Origin of the sequence: Treponema sp. OMZ 805, assembly GCF_050937395.1 — a bacterium.
In the GTDB taxonomy this organism is placed as follows: Bacteria; Spirochaetota; Spirochaetia; order Treponematales; family Treponemataceae; genus Treponema.
The window spans coordinates 83,777-102,821 of the sequence record NZ_JACCLP010000005.1; the positions used below are offsets into that span (position 1 = coordinate 83,777).

The following is a 19,045-nucleotide window of genomic DNA, read 5'->3' on the forward strand; positions in this document are numbered from 1 at the left end:
ATCGGGGCTGTTGATTTATAAAGATGTCTGTAAAATCACATCCACCGCTGTACTAATGTCATGATTGTGTCTTTTGCCTTTTCTTTTTCTTCATTCGTATCTAAAAATAATGAAGCCGGACTGATGTTTAATGCCTGGCATATTTTTAAAAGCGTATCCAAACTCGGTGTCCGTTTTCCTGTTTCAACATAGTTAATCATATTTTGTGAAATATTTGCTCTCAAAGCCAATTCAAGTTGCGACAAACCTTGCTTTTCCCGCTCTTTCCGTAAATTGAGAATAACCTTTTGCTGTTGTTCCAGAAGCACACTCATTTATTCAATTTTAATAAAATATAGTGTTGCAGCAATGTCATAACGTGTGCTATAATTATAAATATAGTATTATTCAGGTAATACGCCAGTAAATGAAAAAGAGGGAATATATGGGAAATGCTGTAGGCAGCTATGCCGTAAGAGCTGTTAAAGATTTTGAACCTGATCTGGAAGACTCCGTTGAGAACTCTCTTCTCATGCAGTATGAACGAGTTATTATCGAAAGTATCATTAACTCCTTCGGATTGGATTTTATTATAAAAGACCGGCATGGCGGTGATGTAGATACTATTCATAATGTCAGACAAATCGGTACTGACGATAACATGACCTATAAAAATAAAGCAAATGCCGAAGCCTATGAAAAACGCGGAGCTTACAATTCAGCAGACTATCATAGCGATAAACGGTACATCGAAAAAAACCGTACCGTTTCCAAGCAAAGAAAAGCAGGAACGCTGAAAGATGCTTATACGGGCGAAGATATTCCTGCAAACGGTACCAGCGATCTTGATCATGTCATTTCCGCAAAAGAAATACATGATGACAGAGGTAGGTTGCTTACCGATTTGAAAGGTACTGACTTGGCTAACAGCGATGAAAATCTTCAAGCAACCAACCGGCACACTAACCGGACAAAAAAAGCTGATGATATGGATACATTTTTAGATAAACACGGCAGTGAATATACGGAAAAACAAAAAGCAGCCATGCGCCGGAAAGATGCGAATGCCAGAAAAGTATACGAACAAAAACTTGCACGGGCGTATTATACCGGTTCTCAATTCCGCAAAGATGTTGCATTTGCGGCAACCGGCGTGGGCTTAGGTATGGGTGTACGGCAAGCGCTCGGATTTGCATTTACCGAAATCTGGTTCAGTATAAAAGACGAGCTTAATCGATTCTACCGACAGGCGGATTTTAAGTTTGAAGAATTTATCTCTGCAATAGGAAACGGTATCAGAAACGGCTGGGAGTCGGCACAACGTAAATACAAAGAACTTTTTTCAAAATTCCTACAGGGAGCAGAGGGCGGTGTAATGGCAAGCTTGACAACCACTCTTTGCAATATTTTTTTTACTACTGCAAAAAATACCGTTACAATAATACGCCAGTCATGGGCTTCGTTGGTAGAGGCCTTTAAAATTATCTTTATTAATCCGGATGGATACCTTCCCGGTGATAGAATCAAAGCTGCAGTAAAAATACTGGCAGCTGGAGCAAGCGTGATTACCGGTATCTTAGTAACAGAAGCGGTTCGTTCGACCGGTATTGGCACGCTCCCCGTCATCGGGACAATTCTGCCGAGCTTTTGCGGAACATTTGTTACCGGTATTTTGAGCTGTACCTTCCTGTATTTTCTTGATAGGTCTCCTCTTATACGTAAGCTCACCGATTTTTTTAACGCATTACCGTCAGCGCAGCGCATTGTCAATTACTATAAACAACAAGCGGCATATTTTGCAGAGTATGCGGCAAAGCTTATGGAAATTGATATCGAGCAGTTCAAAAAAGAAACAGCGCTGTATATCAATCTCGCCTGTAATTTAGAAAATGCAAAGACGGAACAAGAATTAAATACAATGCTTTACAAAGCGGCTGAAACAATCGGAATGAAAATACCGTGGCGCACGCACAGCAGTTTTGATTCTTTTATGAAAGATAAGAATGCCCGTATGGTATTTGAATAATGTTTCAATGTAACCGTTGCGGCGAATGCTGTAGAAATGTGGATAAGTCCCATTTATATACAAACTTGGATAGAGGAGACGGCGTATGTAAATATTTAGACGGAAATATATGTAGCATCTACAATAAGCGACCATTGCTATGCAGAGTGGATGAATCTTTTGACCGGTATTTTAAGCATACCATGAGTAAAGAAGATTACTATAATTTAAATTATCAAGCCTGTCAGATGCTAAAAGAACAGGCAAAAAAATTACAAGAACGATGATAAAGAAGGGAGGCGATTATGCCCATACCATTAATTCTCGGAGCTGCTGCCGCGGCAGCAGGACTGATAGGAGCCGGCGCCGGTATTCACGGTGGAATAAAAATGAAAGAAGCGCATGACACAATAGAATCTGCACAAAGGAGGCACGATAGAAATAAGCGCAGATTCAAAGAAAAACAAGAAGCTGCAACAAATGCTATGGATACTTTAGGAGAACTTGAACTCAACACCTTGAAAAGTTTTAAACACTTTCAAGCATTGATCGAAATAATACAAAACCGTCCGAAGTTTAAACCGTATGAAAAAAACGGCGTGAAGATCCCTCCGTATGATAAGGAAAAGATAAAAGAAGTTTCCGTCGGTGCTGAAATATTACTCGGTGGTTTAGGCGGTGCCGGCTTAGGAACTGCCGGAGGGCTTGCCGCTTCGGGACTTACTACCGGAGCGATTATGGCATTTGGAACTGCCTCCACCGGTACTGCGATTTCAACTTTAAGCGGTGCTGCGGCCACAAATGCAACCCTTGCAGCCTTAGGTGGAGGAAGTCTCGCGGCTGGCGGCGGTGGAATGGCGCTGGGAAGTCTAATACTCGGCGGTGCAACCTTGGGAGTCGGGTTACTGGTAGGCGGTATTATTTTCAATATTACCGGTAGTTCCCTTTCCGATAAGGCAGATGAAGCATGGGCTCAAATGAAAAAGGCTGAAAATGAAATCGACTCCATTTGTCCCTACTTAGATGATCTTAAAAATATCGCAGAACGATATAACGCTGCTCTTATCAAAGTGAAAAATATCTACGATTCTCATATCAAGCTGTTGTATTCCATATTTAACAGCCAAACCGCTATGTATAACACAATAGATTGGAATAATTTTACACTTGAGCAGCAGGTAACTGTACATAACACGAGTTTATTGGTAGGCGTCCTTTTTAATATGTGCAAGGTAAATATTGTAAACAAGAGCGAAACAGAAGGCGAGAAGCCCAGTATTAATAAGTCAGATATAGAACAAACACTGCAGGATACTGAAACGTTCTTACAAGCAAAAAAGCTAATAGCTTAACATAAGGAGATACTCATGTATTTAAATCGACTTTCAGGAGAACAAAAAGAACTGTTTCTGGACTTATGTATTCATGCCTCGAAAGCGGATGGAATATTTGCCGAGGAAGAAAAACAGTACATACAACAATACTGTATTGAAATGCAACTGGAAACCGTCCGCTATTCTGCTCAAAATGATTTAGAAAGCGTTATCAAAAAAATTACGGAAGTCAGTACAGATATTGACTTAAAGATTATTTTGTTTGAAATATCTGCACTGGTCTTATCGGATAATACTTTCGATAAACAAGAACAGAATTTAGTAGACAAACTTACTGCGGCATTCCAACTTGGTGCAGATTTTAAAGAAAAGGCTCTTACACAGCTAAAAAATTTGATGAATGTATATGGAGAAGTCAACCGTCTATTGTTTGAAAGTGTCTGAGCAACTTTCATAACCATTAACCAAGCTAAAATCTTTCTTACTAATCACATCGTGAGGGGTAAAGTCAAAGGCCTTACAGATTGGAATAGTCAGTCCCCCTTGTGCAGGGGGATAGTGTCTAAAATAGAAACCAGTTGGAACAACACCTCGTAGCCGTCTCGCATGGATAGCAAAAAGACCGGCTTAGCATCTTCCGTGTTTATTATCCGTATTTGTATCAACGTTTTCTGCGTTGCTTCCGGCAGCATATCCGCACACAGTACCGGATTTTGTGCCGCACACAATGTGTCCTGCGGTTCAACTGAATATGCATCAGAGAGGTGCCTGCTAAGAAGTTTGGTTCTTATTCCACCGGAGTTCCCTCTTTCCACGATTCAAAAATATACTCACGGGATTGATAGAAAAAATCCGTGTTATAATTTGAAATTGCCCCGTCAATCCATGACGAATAAACGGAGACCAATGTGTCAACAATAAAATCAATAGATTCGTTCTCTGCACAAATATCTTCAATAAGGCGTTCGTATACTGCACCGATTGTCCAATAATCCGGAATTTCATAACGGCACCGTAAAACATTATCAAAATCTCCGGATGTTATATTATAAATGGATATAACTTCATCGGCAATTTTTTCAATCGGTTCGCAATGAAGCACATCTGCATCTTTATAAAGTCTTTTTATATTATTTTTCCCAAGTTGATTTACCAGTTTTGACCGCTCAATTTTGCAAAGGCGGCCGATATATTCCAAAAGACTGCACACATAAAATAACGAACTATTATTTTTCATCATACACCTCGTAAGCCGTCTTGAAAGTCAATGTTTCCAATGCTCGCGCTGTATGAAAACTTATCTGATGGGTCGGTTTCTTGAACTTTGCAAGTTCCCAAAACGCAGATCGGGAAATCTTACCATCAATGAAATCCTGAATATAATTGAAGATAGTATCATTCGCCATAGGACCTTCCACTATGTCATAATCATGAGATTTCCCACTCCGGCAATCAATGATAAAATCAAGCCATCCCTCTGTCATCGCCGGAAAGTTCAACATTTTGAGAGAGAAATTCTGAACATATTCATATTCGTTCACTATCCCTTTTCCGGAGAATCTCACTGCCCATCTTTTCGCCTGCTCGCTTATAAGCGTACAATAAAAACCAAAGTAAAAGTCTTTACTATACCGGAGAATGCGGATTTCCGGGCTTTTTACAATTTCTCTGCTTCCGTGATAAAGTATCATACAATAGGTTCCTTTGGTAACTATTATAATTGAGATTTGTCTTTCTGAAAACATACTGTATTATCTGTAATTTGAACAACGGTTTGTTTGGACCGGTTGCGGCCTCTCGCCTGAGCCGAAGCTGTTGATTGTATAAAAAAACGCTCCAGGAGTCTACAAGATTGAGTCGTTTATACTCTGTAGTCTTTTCGGAAAGCTCCCGTTGTTACCGGTTCCATCATAATTTAGCGGTTATTTCCGTATCCAGCTCATTAAACAAGGCGCGATTTGCAGGTATTTTCCCTGCAATAATGCCTCTCGCTTCTTCTATTGCCGCTTCGGTTTCAGCATTAAAGCGGGGTTGTTTCACCGCAAAGGGGAGTCCCCCTTCCATAATGGATTTATGAAGAAAAATAGAGATTGCATCCGTTACGGTGATGCCGAAAGTTGAGAAAAGTTGTTCTGCACTTGTCTTTGTTTCAGGATCGATTCTGATAGTAATATTTGCCGTCTTTGCCATGAATAGTGCCTCTTGATACAGGAGTTTATACCATTTTGTACGAACAAATGCAATACAATGTATAACACAACTCACCTCGATTTGCTAAAACATTTATTTGCTCCTCTCTGTCTTTTTTATAGAAATTTGATATAATAAAAAACAATTATCAATGAATCCTCTATGGAGTTACGTATGAATATTTCAGATGAATATAGACTCAAACTCACACAGTTGACTGACCTTTTTGAAAGAAATAGAAAACAGTACAATACATCGGCTTATGACGAAGCAAATACCCGTACCGATTTTATTGACAAGTTTTTTGAACTTTTAGGCTGGGATATAAGGAATGAACAAGGTTATTCCGAACAATATCGGGAAGTGGTGCGTGAAGACAAGGTAACGATAGCCGGAAGGGTTAAGGCTCCCGATTATGCCTTTAGAATAGGAGGGGTGAGGAAGTTTTTTGTAGAAGCGAAAAAACCGAGCGTTAACATTAAAGATGAACTTGAACCGGCGTTTCAGGTAAGGCGGTATGGGTACACGGCAAAACTCCCCCTGTGTATACTTACCGATTTTGAAGAATTTGCCGTGTACGACACTCGTATAAAACCTTCGCCTTCCGATAAACCAAGTACAGCCCGTATCTTTTACTGTACCTTCGATGAGTACCATAAACATTTCGATTTTATTTTTAACACTTTTTCAAAAGAAGCAATTTTAAAGGGCAGTTTCGATACCTATATTCAAGAGAATAAAAACAAAAAAGATACTTCCGAGGTTGATAAGGAATTACTGAAACTGATTGAAAACTGGCGGACGGATATTGCAAAAAATATCGCACTGCGTAATCCTTCGCTCAATATTTATCATCTAAATACTGCCGTACAAAAAATTATCGACCGAATCATTTTCTTGCGAATTGCGGAAGATAAGGAAATGGAAGAGTACGGCACCCTTTTGGGAATCTGCGGGTATCTACGTCGTTACGGCACCCAAAATAATACTCAATGTACTGTCAGTACACCTCCGTTTATTTTGGGTGCCGTGCCTAGTAGCTGTTCCACATATTCCCAAAAGACCTTTGATTCACATGAAACCGAAAGCGGCACAGTGTATCAAAAGCTGCAAGCTGTTTTTGACAGGGCTAATGCAAAGTACAATTCGGGACTTTTTAAACCGCATGATTGGCTTCGCAATTTGACTATTGATGATGCGGTTCTTTCTTCTATTATAAATGGACTGTATTATCCCGAATGTCCGTACGAGTTTTCCATTTTACCGGTCGAAATACTCGGCAATATTTATGAACAGTTTTTAGGAAAGATCATTAAATTTCGTAATGTGAAAGGCGGACACACTGCGCTGATCGAAGAAAAACCTGAGGTAAAAAAAGCCGGCGGTGTGTACTATACCCCGCAATATATCGTCCGCTACATTGTAGAAAATACCCTCGGCGTAAAAATAAAGGGGCAAAGCCCTGACGCTATTGCTCAGCTTAAAGTGATTGATCCCGCCTGCGGTTCAGGCTCCTTTCTTGTTGAAGCGTATCAGCAGCTCTTGAATTATCATTTGGACTATTATTCAAGCGAAAAGGAGCGGAAGCTGGCTTTGAAAAACAGCCGTATTTATGAAACAGGGAAAAATATTTATAAACTCACCATTGAAGAAAAGCAGCGTATTTTGCTGAATAATATTTACGGAGTGGATATAGACGGTCAAGCTGTGGAGGTTACCAAGCTTTCGCTCTACTTAAAGCTATTGGAAAATGAAGGAAGCGAAACGCAAGGGCAGCTGTTTAAGTTTTCGGATATGAAGCTTTTGCCCTCGCTCGATTCGAATATTAAATGCGGCAATAGTCTTGTCGGTTCCGACTATTATAACGAAAAAGACGTAAGCCTTTTTGACGATGAAGCAATGCGAAAAATCAATACCTTTGACTGGGATAAGGAGTTTCCGGAAGTCTTTGCTCAAGGCGGTTTTGACTGCGTAATAGGGAATCCGCCGTATGTGAACATCAGTGTATTTCCTGAACTGCACACATATTTGCAAACAACATATCCTGTAATACACACAGGTTATAACGATTTGATGTATTATTTTATGTATCGCGGTATTGAGTTCTTAAAAGAAGATGGATTGTACGGTATTATTACTTCAAATTATTTTTTAGGCAATGAGTATGCAAAAAAATTACGAGTCTTTTTATCCGACAAGATTACCAAAATTGTAAATTTTAAAAATGCAAAAATATTTAGCGCAAATGTACATACTGCATTAGTATTTGCAGAAAAACATACAACAAATGACATCGATATTTTTACATATTCAAGCGATAAAGCTCCTGATTCCGTAATTATAGAAAATGATTACTCATATATCACGATGAAAAGGAATACACTCGGTGAAGTATGGATTCTTGCCGATAGCAAAGAACAGTATGTTATTGACAAAATGAAAACAGATTCATTATATCTTGGTGATATAATGCTCATTGAGCAAGGTTCTAAATCAGGTAAAAATGATATTTTTACAGTACCGCTTTCCGTTGCTGAAGAAAATACTTTTGAAAAAGATCTTATACGAAAAAATATAAAAAACGGCGATATTCATAGATACCATTTAGAAAATAGAAAAACTGTTCTGATTTATACAGATAACAAAACCGACATAAAAAAGTATCCGAATATTTATAAATATCTTTCAGCACATAAAAAGGAACTCAGCAACAGAAATGAGGTGTTAAAAGGTGCTTATGCATGGTATCGTTTTGATAGACCACGTAATAAAAATATTTTTGATGCAAAAGAAAAATTGATTGTCCCGTATCGGGCAACACAGAATCGCTTTGCGTATGATAATCAACAGTATTTCAATGACGGCGGTGATATCCGTGCATTAGTAATGAAAGAAAATATGCCTTTTAATATTAAATATCTACTGGTATTACTTAACTCAAAACTACACAACTGGTATTTTGGCTTTATCGGTAAATCAAAAGGAAATACGCGGGAATATTTTAATAAACCTCTTGCAGAAATTCCCATAAAAGCTATTTCACCGGAGGATCAAGCCCCGCTTATCACTCTTGCAGATCAAATGCTTGAAATCAAAAGCAGATTGCAGCAAGTTTTTTCCGATGAGGATAAAAAGCTCTTGGAACAACGGGCGGCAATTATTGATAAGCAGATTGATAGGGCGGTATACCGGTTGTATGGGCTGACGGAAGATGAGATAAAAGTGGTGGAGGGGGAGTAGGGATGAATGAGCATATAACAGAGTATTGTAAAAATTTTATAGAATCAATTGATAATCCGCAATTTGCAGTTTTTCTAAAGGGTAAATGGGGAATTGGTAAAACCTATTTTATTGATACTTTATTGGATAAATATAAAACAAGCAATACGAATAACAGCTCTGATATCGATGAATCACATATCATTAAGATAAGTTTATTTGGTGTCAAAAATTATGATGATATTGATATAAAAATTTATGAAGCTATTCATCCTATTTTATCATCTAAGGGAATGAAAATAGCAGGGGCAGTTGCTCGCTCCGCCTTAAAACTGGGAACAAGTATTGATTTTAACGGAGATAAAAAGAATGATATAAGTATGACTATCGGCGGTTTTTCGTTCGGCAAAGGCAAAATTGCAAGACACATCGCTAAAAAACTTATTATTGTAGATGATTTTGAGAGAGCGTTATTAGAATCTGGTGAAATATTCGGTTATTTTTCAGAAATAATTGCACAATCTAATACAAAAGTAATTTTTATTGGAAATGAAGAAAAAATTGCAGAAAAAAACGAACAAAAGAAAATAGAATATTTACAAATAAAAGAGAAAATTATAGGAATAGAATTTGAAATTGAACCGGACATCGAGAATGCTATCAATCATTTTGTCGAAATCTTGCCATTTCAAAATAAGGATTTTTTCAGGACTAGAACAAAAGAAATTATACAAAACCTTGGTTGTACTAATCTTAGAACTGTTTGGCAGGCTCTATATAATTTGAACTTACTAATTACGTTAATAGATGAAGAAATAGAAGATACTGATAAGGAATATATTTTTTCCATCTTCCTTGTATTATATATACAAAAAAATCTTGAAGAAATTCATGAGGATGATCAGATCATTGATATTCTTTCAGGATATTTTAAATATAATAGCCCATATAAAAGATATAAAGAAATGAAAGCAGAACGAAAAAAAGAAAATGCATATTTTTTCTTTTTAGATATTACTGGGTATATTCCTTTGCTTTCATCTTGGACTAGATTGATTTTTGACGGTTACTATAATAAAGAATGGCTTGTAAAAAACTATAAAGAAGAAAAAAATGCTATTAAAATAGAAAATGAGAAAACAGATAAGAATTTATTTAAATTATTGCATAATTGGCGTAATTTAAATGGCACAGATTTTGAGCCATTGATAAAATTAGTTTTTAAAGAATTTGATGAAGGTGTATATTTACACCCCGGCGAAATCCTACATTTTGCACATATTATGATGCTGTTCTCGAAATGGAATTTAATCCCTGATAGTATTGATACAATTTCTAAAAAGATTGAGAAGTTTTTAACAGATTTTTCTGATAAAGTTATTCCAGTAACTAACTGGGAATATTTAATACTGGAATATAACGGATATGAATATAATACAGATCTCATAGAATTTAAAAAAGTGCTTGATGAGCTCAACGAGTTTAATTCTGAGAATGTAAAAAAACATGCAAGTATTGATATACAAGAAGAAGTAAAACTTTTAGATACAGATGAGGGTATAAATATTTTCTGTAAAGACATTATGTATGCAAATGGCAGCGGTAAATATTATAAACAACCAATACTAAGTTATTTAGATATGAAAGATTTCTATAATATTTTAAAAACTCTATCAATTAAAAATCAACAGAGAATATTATATTCTTTTGTCGATCGGTATGGTAAAAGATATACTAATGAACCTTTAGAAAAAGAATATTATCCTGATTATAAGAACTTAGAACTTTTATGTAATATATATAAATCTGATGTAAAAGAGATTTATTATAATCCGCAAGAAATGTTAAAAAATAGCTTGGCAGAAGAATGGGATAACTTACTTTCATATTTTAAAAGAAAAATAAATGCTTAGTCATAATAAAACTGAGGAATTATAAATAATTTAAATTAAGCAGGAGTGATAAATCAATGTCTTACAAAACAATTATTGAACAAGTAAAAATGCTGCCGGAGCCGCTATTGGTGTCAGTGTCAGCTTTTATTAAATTGCTTGAAGCAGAGCAAACTTGTAGGGTTACGGAAAATTATACTAAGCAAACAAAACCGAAAGATAAGCAAGCATTCTTTGCGTTAGCAGGAAAAATCCATCTGGATCAAGATGCAGTAACCGAATTACGCGAGGCAAGTTTGATATGATTCTGGTAGACTAAGACTTTTTCGATTTCTTTTAAAAAGAGATGGAAAAAGCGAATTTTAGCCACTATAAAGGAGCCTGCTAGGAAGTTTGATTCTTATTCCACCGGAGCACCCTCTTTCCACGATTCAAAAATATACTCACGGGATTGATAAAAAAAATCCGTATTATAATTTGAAATTGCTCCGTCAATCCATGACGAATAAACAAAGACCAATGTGTCAACAATAAAATCAATAGATTCGTTTTCTGCACAAATATCTTCAATAAGACGCTCGTATACTGCGCCGATTGTCCAATAATCCGGAACTGCATAACGGCACCGTAAAACATTATCAAAGTCTCCGGATGTTATATTATAAATGGATATAACTTCATCGGCAATTTTTTCAATCGGTTCGCAATGAAGCGTGTCTGCATCTTTATAAAGTCTTTTTATATTGTTTTTCCCAAGTTGATTCGTGCGGAGGGTTTAATACCCTGACGCTTTGCGTCGTAACAAAGGGTATTAAAACCGACTGCAACCACCTTATAGAACACACAGTGCGAAACATTGAGCACTGTGCCCCGATGCTCTGCATCGAGGTTGTTGATTTACCAGTTTTGACCGCTCAATTTTGCAGAGGCGTCCGATATATTCCAACAGAAAGGCGAGTTTCCGAACAGGTTTAATGTATTTCCCTTCCGCACGAATGATGAGTGTTCAAAACGAGCAGGGGCACTACGGTGAACTGCGTAGGGTTAGCGATGGGAGCTGCGCCGCAGGCGTTCCGGAACGAAGTGAAGGAATGGAGCGGTAGCGGAACAGCGGACGTAGCGACCCGAACGGAGTGAGGGGAACCCCAAATAAAAAATCAAGGTTTATTTTTCACCCGCTAAAACATCGCTACTGCATGGAACCACTGCCATCCTTGGCAGTAATGGACGGCGAGTTTGCGCAGAACCGCCTAGGATGGCGGGCGTATGAAGCAGAAACGATGTTTTACCAAAATTTTATTTTTGTAAAACTCGCGAGTCAATTTACACCACGGATGGTGTAAATTGACGATGCCACTTATCATCGTATGCGCGTTCCGCGCATCAATGCAGCAACTTCCAAAGCTTATACTTTGTTCAGTTACTGCATTTTAAGGAACGGAAGTGTTAAAAATTAATCCGAGTTTTTAACCGGAGTTAATGAGGATAAAACGATGCAATTTAAATTGTTTGTTATACCAATCTCCAATTATGAACAAGCGGGTTCGAGAATGCGATTAAAGAATACATCAAAAATGATATATTGCGGGAATACCTACAAAGAAAATCACGGGAGATCATCAATATGTTAATAGCTGAATATGATTACGATACTGATATTGTCGTACAAAGAGGAGAAGCAGGAAGAATAACTTTCGCCGAAGGCAGAGAGCAAGGGATATCACAAGGTTCCCGCCAAGCAAAGCTCGAAACAGCAAAGCTATTAAAACAGCTTGTTGATTCTGTACAAAAGATAATGCAGGTTACCGGATTAAGCAGAGCTGGTGTGGATGGCGCCTAAAAGCGAAGCTCTCTATTTTATAGAACACCGTATTCCGAATATCATATTCCGCTTGGAAATTGCCGATTTTTTAAGATACCTCGGGTTTTTTGATCACTATACAAAAGAAAAGATGAAGGTAAAAGGTTATGTCCGGTATATGGATGACGTACTACTGTTCACCAATACGATGCAGGAAATAAAGGCGATGTTCAAAATCGTGCTGTCTGTACAACTTTGGACTCATCGACCTGTTCGACAACGAAGGTATCGAACAGGTTGACTATGAAAGGCATTACCGGTACTCGGCATTTACCGCTGCAAGCGCGGGGAGTAGGTTGTCGGTAAAAAACCGGTCTTCAATCGGGAGATTTGCCGCAGTTCTGCCTAAATACACATCCTTACGATTTGCCCCGTGAAAGTCGCTGCCGGCGGTAACAATCAGCCCGAGATTTTCGGCAAGCGCTTGCAGGCGGACACATTCGCCGTAGCGCGCTCCAGAATGCCATGCTTCAAGACCTACTAAGCCTTGACCTTTAAATTGAGCAATCGTTTCGGGTAGTTTTCCCCACGAAAGATAGAGCGACATCGGGTGAGCCAAAACGGGAACCCCGTGTGCAGCTTTAATCGCTTCTATCGCTTCCGTAAGCGGTAAACACTCTTTTTCAATATAAAACGGCCGTCCTTTGGCTAAATATCTCAGAAAGGCGTCTTGAATGGATTTTGCTTTCTTTTCTTGTACAAGGTACTTTGCAAAATGAGGTCGCCCGATTACCGTTCCTCCGGCTATGTTATGCAATTTTTCTTCATCAATTACGATTCCTGCCTCAGAGAACTTTTTGATGATTTTGCGGTTCCGTTGGAGACGTTTTTCCTGCGCATACTGCATAAGGCCGCAAAGTGTTTTATTTTTAATATCGATTCCCAGCCCAAGCAAATGTAATTCCCCGGGTTGCCATTCAACACTGATCTCTATTCCCGGTAAAACACGGATACCGAGCGCTTCCCCTGCCTGCTGGGCTTCCGCAACCCCCGCTACGGTGTCGTGGTCGGTAAGGGCAAACAGCGAAAGCCCCGCCTTATGTGCTTCCGCTGCCAATTCCGTTGGTGAAAAAGTGCCGTCGGAAGCAGTGGAGTGCGTATGTAAATCTATCATAACAATCATTATAACAAAAAGATGTATAATGCACTAGTTTTTTTTAGCGAGGTGTGGTATAATCATCAAAGGTAGTTCTTACCGTTAATTATTTGAATAAATATATGCGATCCCCTTTAAAAACTGAAGTTTTTAGAGCTTCCCATATATGATTACAGTTGAGAACTGCGTGTGCTACGGAGGACAAAATGCCAAAGGCTGTTCAATACAGCGCAAATTCAGTAATTTATTTTTCAGGCGATTTTGATGCTCGAGTATTTTTGCTGCATAGCGGACATATTGCACTCAATTCGCTCGATATTGAAACCGGCGCGCAGGTAACGGAATATATTAAAACCGGTGAATTTTTTGGGGTGAAATCCGCACTCGGGAATTATCCGCGGGAAGAAAGTGCAATGGTTTTAACCGATTCGCTCGTATATACCTTCTCGGTTGCCGAATTTGAGAGCTTTGCTCAAACAAATACTCGTATTATCCTTCAAATGTTGAAGGTTTTTTCCAGACAACTGAGAAATATTCATCATCAACTTGAATCGTTAATGGATAGTAAACAGCAAACGAATAACGAAGACGGTTTATTTACAGTTGCAACAGCCTTTTATAAATCGCAGCATTATCAAGCGGCAGCCCAAGTAGCAGCACGCTATCGGGCGCTCTATCCGGCAGGCAAGCACTTGGCAGCGATTAGTCCGATTATTGCAAACTCGACACAGATGGCAGGTCGCAGCTTTGGAGAAGCCCGGCAGCAGACCAACATGAGCAGTATTTCTTCCGGGCAACCTACATCATCAGCTTCCATTCCTGCGAGCGGCCCCGTTCAACAGGCTCAGCCCGATGATGCTTCAGTAGATTTGAGTTTTCAACTTGCCGAAGATCTTGCAAAACAAGAAAAGTGGGCTGATGCATACAAGCAATATCATACCATTATTGAAATGAAACATGGTACGAAACTGGAGGCAGCTTATTTAGGAGCTGCCCGTTGCTTATATAAACAGGCAGAATATGTGCGGTGTATTCAGCTTGGTACGAGCTTTATTACTCAATTCCCCAAATCTTTAAAACTTGCAGAAATTCTGATGTTCCTCGGTCTCTGCTATCAAGGTATGGAGCGCCCCGATAAGGCATTGCCGTTCTATGATAAAGCTTTGACGATGGCAGGGCCTCTGTTGGTACCCAAGATTAAAGAGCTGCAAACCGCATGCGAAGGAGCTATTCATGCCTGATTTATTTGCCTCGTTTGCTCGTTTTGCTAAAAAGTTTCCCAAAGGTTCCGTTATCTTTTCCGAATTTGAACCCGGCGCTTCCTTCTATTTAATTCAATCGGGGCGTGTTCAACTGATTAAGATTATCAATGGGGCAGAAAAAAATCTTGATATTTTACAGCAGGGTGAAATCTTCGGTGAAATGGCTGTTTTGGATAATTCTCCCCGTTCCGCTTCCGCGATTGCGTATGACGATGTCGTTGCCCTCGAGTTTAATAAGGAAAACTTTGAAATTCTGTTAACCGGAAATCCGGCCATCGCAATGCGCCTGTTAAAGACTTTTGTCAAGCGTATTTACGTTCAGAAACGCCGATTCATGATTTTGACGATACAGGACAATATCGCTCGTGTCGGTGACGTATTCTTGATGCTTGACGAAACGCAGCCCGATCTTGACCGCTCAACCCAGATGCGTACCTTTATCATTACGCCGGAAGAAGTTGCTCGATGGGCGGGACTTTCTGCAGAAGCAACAGGCGATGCACTGCGTAAGTTTGCCGATCAGGGACGATTGGAAGTATACGGCGACCGTATTATCGTAAAAAATATCGTTGACCTTGCCCGTTTTGTAACGACCCGACGCTCAAAAGATAACTTTTTCGGCTAATTATCGGTGATGAAAGAACAGACATTACAAGGCAGTATCCGCTCATGGAAGACCATGCAGGACGCTTTTTCCTCTTTGAGGGAAGAGCGTTTTCCGTATCATATACACGGGCTTTCAGGCGGTATATTCGCTTTTTTCTTAGCCGAATATGTCCGCCGTTTCGGCACTAATCTTTGTATCGTTGTCCCGACGGAAAAAGAAATAGAAGAACTACGTGCAGACCTTGATATTGCAGGATTGCAGGCTCAGGTTTTGCCGTGGTGGGGCAATATGGCATACCGGCCGGTACAAAACTCCGCGCCGGTGTTCGCAGAGCGTGCTCAAATATTAGCGGAACTCTGCGCAGGGGCGCCGGTATCCGGCGCGGTATCGTCCGGTATGACGACAAAAGCGGTATCCGGTGCGGCGGTCTCCGGCTCAGCGGCGTCAAATTCGGCGGCAAGCACGGTAACGGTGATGACCCAGCGGGCATTTTTAACGCCGGTTCCGCCGCCCGACTACCTTAAAACACTCACCTGTACTCTCTATAAAGGTAAGGAAATCGATACGGAGAAAATAGCTTCGCTGCTGGTGCAATGGGGCTATACACGGGTGCCGCGGGTAAGCGTCCGGGGCGAGTTTGCACTTCGAGGCGAGGTACTCGATGTCTGCGCCGCTGCTAACAAAGGGTCGCAGCACACCGCCTATCGTATCCAATTCGACTTTACTACTATCGAAAAGATAAAGTCCTTCGATATGCACACGCAGGCCTCGGTTGAAGAATTTGACAGCCTGACGCTCTATCCGATGAAAGAGGTTATCTGGGATGATGAGCGGATCGCCGCGCTCGAACGGAATTTACCGCAGATGCCCGAATTTACCGCCGAAGGTACGGACAAGCTTATTGCGCACTTAAAAGAACACCGCGCCTTTGGCGGTGAAGAGCTTTTTTATCCGCTCTGTTTTGAAAAACCTGCAAGCGTCCTTGATTATCTTGAGTATTTGCATGGCGGCGCTGCGAAACCTGCGGTTCTTCTGTACATGGACTACGACCGGCAGCGGAACGCGGTGGAGGCGCTGGAGCGGGAGTATCACGGCTTATATAACAAAATCACCCGCGCAATCGACGACGACATCAAGCATAATCTTTTGATTACCGAATATCCCATGCCGCAGCGCCTTTTGCTGCCCTTTGCGGAACTGACCGAGAGCTATCCGCAGAGTCTTTTCCTCCGAACGCTGAAAGAAACAGACGAAACCGGAGCGTCGATTGTGTTTAACTGCGACCCGCCGCGCAGTTTTTTCGGCAATATCGTGTATCTAAAAGAAGAATTAACGCATTTACAGCAGGAAGGCTGGCGTATTTTTGTGTTTGCGGAAAGCGATGCGCAGGCGCTCCGTATCGGTGAATTGCTCAAGGATATTAAGGCAACGGTGCTGCCGCTTACGCTGTCGTCCGGCTTCGGCATCCCCGAACTTAAAATACTCGTTATTCAGGAAAACGAAATTTTCGGCAGGCGGCGGCGCATCCCGAAATCGGTTAAGCAGGTTAAAAGCTCGGTTATCGACACCTTTGTGGAACTCAATCCCGGCGACTATGTTGTCCACGTCAACTACGGTATCGGACAGTTTAAGGGGATTGAGCGCGTTAAAACGCTGGGGCATGAACGCGACTATATCAATCTGCTATACGCGCAGGACGAAACGGTGTTTATCCCGATCGAGCAGGCGAACCTTGTGCAGCGGTATATCGGCAATGAAGGCGAAGCGCCGCGGCTGGATATCATCGGGTCTAAGGCGTGGGAAAACCGGAAAAACAAGGTTAAAAAGTCGGTTGAAGATATTGCCGATAAGCTCATCGATCTGTATTCCCGCCGCAAAGCCGCCGCCGGTTTTGCCTTTGCGAAAGACAACGAATGGCAAACCGCTTTTGAAGCGGCCTTCCCGTATGAGGAAACGGAAGATCAGCTGACCTGTATTGCCGATGTAAAGACCGATATGGAAAAACCGATACCGATGGATCGGCTCATCTGCGGCGACGTCGGATACGGTAAGACGGAAATTGCGATGCGGGCGGCATTTAAGGCGGTGATGAGCGGGAAGCAGGCAGCCTTTTTAGCGCCGACCACCATCCTCGCGGAGCAGCATTTTGATACCTTTCAAGAACGCTTTCAAAAATTTCCGGTCAAACTCGCTCGGCTGTCCCGCTTTGTTTCCAAGGCTGAACAGAAAAAAGTGCTGACCCAGCTGAAAAACGGCGAACTTGATATTGTTATCGGTACACACCGCGTGATTCAGAAAGACGTGCAGTTTAAAGATTTGGGGCTGATGATTGTTGACGAGGAACAGCGCTTCGGGGTTAAAGACAAGGAGCGGCTCAAGCAGATGAAGACGAATATCGACTGCCTCTCTTTGAGTGCGACCCCCATCCCGCGTACCCTGCATATCAGCCTCTTAAAAATCCGCGACATGAGCCTTTTAACCACGCCGCCGCAAAACCGCCGTCCGGTGGAAACCGTTATTTCTCCGTTTGACCCTGAAAAAATTGCGCAGGCGATCCGTTTTGAAGTTGACCGCGGCGGGCAGGTGTTCTATCTGCATAACCGCGTAGAAAGCCTCGAAGAAACGCGGTATAAGATTCAACAGCTCATCCCCGAAGTGCTTATCGATATTGCGCACGGGCAGATGAGCGCAACCGAACTTGAAGATATTTTCCGCCGCTTCAATATGGGCGGCTTTCATGTCCTCATCGCGACTACCATTATCGAAAACGGTATCGACATCCCCAATGCGAATACCATCATCATCGACCGTGCCGATATGTACGGCGTTTCGCAGCTGTACCAACTGCGCGGCCGCGTCGGACGTTCCGACAGAAAGGCCTATGCGTATCTCCTCTACCCCGAAAACAAGGCGCTTTCGGAGGTGGCGATGAAGCGGCTGCAGGTTATCTCCGATTTTACGGAGCTCGGTTCCGGCTTTAAAATTGCGATGAAGGATATGGAAATCCGCGGCGCAGGGAATCTGTTGGGAAAAGAGCAGTCAGGCGATATTTATTCCGTCGGCTTTGACCTTTACCTTCGTCTGCTGGAAGAGGCGGTGGAACGGCTGCAAAACGCCGGTTACGAGCCTGAAACGGAGCCGGTCATAGAGCTGGAATACACGGGCTTTATCCCCGACAGCTATATCCGCGTGCCGGAAACAAAGATGGAAATATACAAAAAAATCGCCGCCGTCCGTACCGCGGAGGAGCTCGACAGGCTCTACGCGGAGCTGTCCGACCGGTTCGGCCCCGTTCCGGAAGAAGCGGAAAGTCTGCTTTCCCTTGCCGAAATTAAAATTATCTGTGCAAAACTCGCAATCGCCTCGCTTAAAGAGCGGAACGGAACCGTGCGCATCACCTTTGCTAAAGTCTCAAAGATTTCTATCGACAAATTACTCCGCATGATAAAAGAGTCGGCGGGGCGGGTTAAACTCGATGCAAAGCAGCCGAATGTCATCATGCTCGAAACCGGCTCTATCGGCTTAAAAGAAAAGAGCGAATTTATCAGCGAAAAACTTAATCAGCTTGTATAGGGCATCTGCAAAAAACTCGATTAGGTT

General features: G+C 41.3%; 16 protein-coding genes and 1 pseudogene. 11 read left to right on the forward strand and 6 right to left on the reverse strand.

Going from position 1 to position 19,045, the window contains the following annotated elements; genetic code table 11:
* Nucleotides 1-35 precede the first annotated feature (35 nt).
* Nucleotides 36-314, reverse strand: coding sequence for a helix-turn-helix domain-containing protein (locus tag HGH47_RS05780; protein ID WP_212566093.1), 279 nt, complete (start codon nt 312-314; stop codon nt 36-38).
* Between the two features lie 110 nt (nt 315-424).
* On the opposite strand from HGH47_RS05780, the gene HGH47_RS05785 reads away from it, so the two are divergent.
* The 3 genes from HGH47_RS05785 to HGH47_RS05795 all read left to right on the forward strand — a co-directional run bounded on the left by HGH47_RS05785 (nt 425) and on the right by HGH47_RS05795 (nt 3,762).
* On the forward strand, nt 425-2,005 hold the full coding sequence (locus HGH47_RS05785; RefSeq protein ID WP_432910931.1) for a hypothetical protein: 1,581 nt from the start codon (nt 425-427) through the stop codon (nt 2,003-2,005).
* A 284-nt stretch (nt 2,006-2,289) separates the two neighbouring features.
* The gene (locus HGH47_RS05790; RefSeq protein WP_253676258.1) at nt 2,290-3,336 is read left to right on the forward strand and encodes a hypothetical protein; all 1,047 of its coding nucleotides are present in this window, start codon (nt 2,290-2,292) and stop codon (nt 3,334-3,336) included.
* 15 nt (nt 3,337-3,351) lie between these two features.
* Nucleotides 3,352-3,762: a TerB family tellurite resistance protein gene (locus HGH47_RS05795; protein WP_253676257.1), complete on the forward strand. Its 411-nt coding sequence runs from the start codon at nt 3,352-3,354 to the stop codon at nt 3,760-3,762.
* An 89-nt stretch (nt 3,763-3,851) separates the two neighbouring features.
* Here the strand turns inward: HGH47_RS05795 and HGH47_RS05800 are convergent, their stop codons facing one another.
* The 4 genes from HGH47_RS05800 to HGH47_RS05815 form a co-directional block, all read right to left on the reverse strand.
* Nucleotides 3,852-4,046 (reverse strand): hypothetical protein, encoded by a 195-nt coding sequence (locus HGH47_RS05800; RefSeq protein WP_432910936.1) that lies wholly within the window; start codon nt 4,044-4,046, stop codon nt 3,852-3,854.
* A gap of 59 nt (nt 4,047-4,105) precedes the next feature.
* A complete protein-coding gene (locus HGH47_RS05805) occupies nt 4,106-4,558 on the reverse strand; it encodes a hypothetical protein (protein ID WP_432910938.1) in 453 nt (150 codons plus the stop codon).
* Complete coding sequence (locus HGH47_RS05810; RefSeq protein WP_212566088.1) at nt 4,545-5,009, reverse strand: DUF3990 domain-containing protein; 465 nt, start codon at nt 5,007-5,009, stop codon at nt 4,545-4,547. The genes HGH47_RS05805 and HGH47_RS05810 overlap by 14 nt, the downstream gene beginning before the upstream one ends.
* Before the next feature lie 217 nt (nt 5,010-5,226).
* Nucleotides 5,227-5,508, reverse strand: a complete 282-nt coding sequence (locus HGH47_RS05815) for a type II toxin-antitoxin system RelB/DinJ family antitoxin (protein WP_212566087.1) — start codon at nt 5,506-5,508, stop codon at nt 5,227-5,229.
* 174 nt (nt 5,509-5,682) lie between these two features.
* Between HGH47_RS05815 and HGH47_RS05820 the strand changes: the two genes are divergently transcribed.
* From HGH47_RS05820 to HGH47_RS05840, 5 genes and pseudogenes are all read left to right on the forward strand, one after another.
* A complete protein-coding gene (locus HGH47_RS05820) occupies nt 5,683-8,748 on the forward strand; it encodes an Eco57I restriction-modification methylase domain-containing protein (protein ID WP_432910942.1) in 3,066 nt (1,021 codons plus the stop codon).
* Between the two features lie 2 nt (nt 8,749-8,750).
* Nucleotides 8,751-10,640, forward strand: a complete 1,890-nt coding sequence (locus tag HGH47_RS05825) for a P-loop NTPase fold protein (protein WP_212566085.1) — start codon at nt 8,751-8,753, stop codon at nt 10,638-10,640.
* Between the two features lie 56 nt (nt 10,641-10,696).
* A complete protein-coding gene (locus HGH47_RS05830) occupies nt 10,697-10,924 on the forward strand; it encodes a hypothetical protein (protein ID WP_212566084.1) in 228 nt (75 codons plus the stop codon).
* A 1,232-nt stretch (nt 10,925-12,156) separates the two neighbouring features.
* Nucleotides 12,157-12,459, forward strand: a pseudogene (locus tag HGH47_RS05835) (hypothetical protein); the annotation flags it as partial.
* Nucleotides 12,449-12,721 (forward strand): hypothetical protein, encoded by a 273-nt coding sequence (locus HGH47_RS05840; RefSeq protein WP_212566082.1) that lies wholly within the window; start codon nt 12,449-12,451, stop codon nt 12,719-12,721. The pseudogene HGH47_RS05835 and the gene HGH47_RS05840, both read left to right, overlap by 11 nt.
* Nucleotides 12,722-12,733: 12 nt before the next feature.
* On the opposite strand, the gene HGH47_RS05845 is transcribed toward HGH47_RS05840, so the two are convergent.
* Nucleotides 12,734-13,594 carry a PHP domain-containing protein gene (locus tag HGH47_RS05845; protein ID WP_253676249.1) on the reverse strand — a complete coding sequence of 287 codons (861 nt, stop codon included), beginning with the start codon at nt 13,592-13,594 and terminating at the stop codon, nt 12,734-12,736.
* Between the two features lie 188 nt (nt 13,595-13,782).
* Between HGH47_RS05845 and HGH47_RS05850 the strand changes: the two genes are divergently transcribed.
* From HGH47_RS05850 to mfd, 3 genes are read left to right on the forward strand one after another with little or no spacing between them, the layout of a single operon-like run.
* Nucleotides 13,783-14,817 (forward strand): cyclic nucleotide-binding domain-containing protein, encoded by a 1,035-nt coding sequence (locus tag HGH47_RS05850; RefSeq protein ID WP_212566080.1) that lies wholly within the window; start codon nt 13,783-13,785, stop codon nt 14,815-14,817.
* Nucleotides 14,810-15,463, forward strand: coding sequence for a Crp/Fnr family transcriptional regulator (locus tag HGH47_RS05855; RefSeq protein WP_212566079.1), 654 nt, complete (start codon nt 14,810-14,812; stop codon nt 15,461-15,463). The genes HGH47_RS05850 and HGH47_RS05855 overlap by 8 nt, the downstream gene beginning before the upstream one ends.
* Nucleotides 15,464-15,472: 9 nt before the next feature.
* Nucleotides 15,473-19,018 carry a transcription-repair coupling factor gene (gene mfd, locus HGH47_RS05860; RefSeq protein ID WP_432910947.1) on the forward strand — a complete coding sequence of 1,182 codons (3,546 nt, stop codon included), beginning with the start codon at nt 15,473-15,475 and terminating at the stop codon, nt 19,016-19,018.
* Nucleotides 19,019-19,045: the final 27 nt, after the last annotated feature.

Excerpts from the sequence above, each read along its gene's own strand:
- HGH47_RS05780 (WP_212566093.1), bottom strand. The coding sequence starts at position 314 with ATGAGTGTGCTTCTGGAACAACAGCAAAAGGTTATTCTCAATTTACGG.
- HGH47_RS05785 (WP_432910931.1), top strand. The coding sequence starts at position 425 with ATGGGAAATGCTGTAGGCAGCTATGCCGTAAGAGCTGTTAAAGATTTT.
- HGH47_RS05790 (WP_253676258.1), top strand. The coding sequence starts at position 2,290 with ATGCCCATACCATTAATTCTCGGAGCTGCTGCCGCGGCAGCAGGACTG.
- HGH47_RS05795 (WP_253676257.1), top strand. The coding sequence starts at position 3,352 with ATGTATTTAAATCGACTTTCAGGAGAACAAAAAGAACTGTTTCTGGAC.
- HGH47_RS05805 (WP_432910938.1), bottom strand. The coding sequence starts at position 4,558 with ATGATGAAAAATAATAGTTCGTTATTTTATGTGTGCAGTCTTTTGGAA.
- HGH47_RS05810 (WP_212566088.1), bottom strand. The coding sequence starts at position 5,009 with ATGATACTTTATCACGGAAGCAGAGAAATTGTAAAAAGCCCGGAAATC.
- HGH47_RS05815 (WP_212566087.1), bottom strand. The coding sequence starts at position 5,508 with ATGGCAAAGACGGCAAATATTACTATCAGAATCGATCCTGAAACAAAG.
- HGH47_RS05820 (WP_432910942.1), top strand. The coding sequence starts at position 5,683 with ATGAATATTTCAGATGAATATAGACTCAAACTCACACAGTTGACTGAC.
- HGH47_RS05825 (WP_212566085.1), top strand. The coding sequence starts at position 8,751 with ATGAATGAGCATATAACAGAGTATTGTAAAAATTTTATAGAATCAATT.
- HGH47_RS05830 (WP_212566084.1), top strand. The coding sequence starts at position 10,697 with ATGTCTTACAAAACAATTATTGAACAAGTAAAAATGCTGCCGGAGCCG.
- HGH47_RS05840 (WP_212566082.1), top strand. The coding sequence starts at position 12,449 with ATGGCGCCTAAAAGCGAAGCTCTCTATTTTATAGAACACCGTATTCCG.
- HGH47_RS05845 (WP_253676249.1), bottom strand. The coding sequence starts at position 13,594 with ATGATAGATTTACATACGCACTCCACTGCTTCCGACGGCACTTTTTCA.
- HGH47_RS05850 (WP_212566080.1), top strand. The coding sequence starts at position 13,783 with ATGCCAAAGGCTGTTCAATACAGCGCAAATTCAGTAATTTATTTTTCA.
- HGH47_RS05855 (WP_212566079.1), top strand. The coding sequence starts at position 14,810 with ATGCCTGATTTATTTGCCTCGTTTGCTCGTTTTGCTAAAAAGTTTCCC.
- mfd (WP_432910947.1), top strand. The coding sequence starts at position 15,473 with ATGAAAGAACAGACATTACAAGGCAGTATCCGCTCATGGAAGACCATG.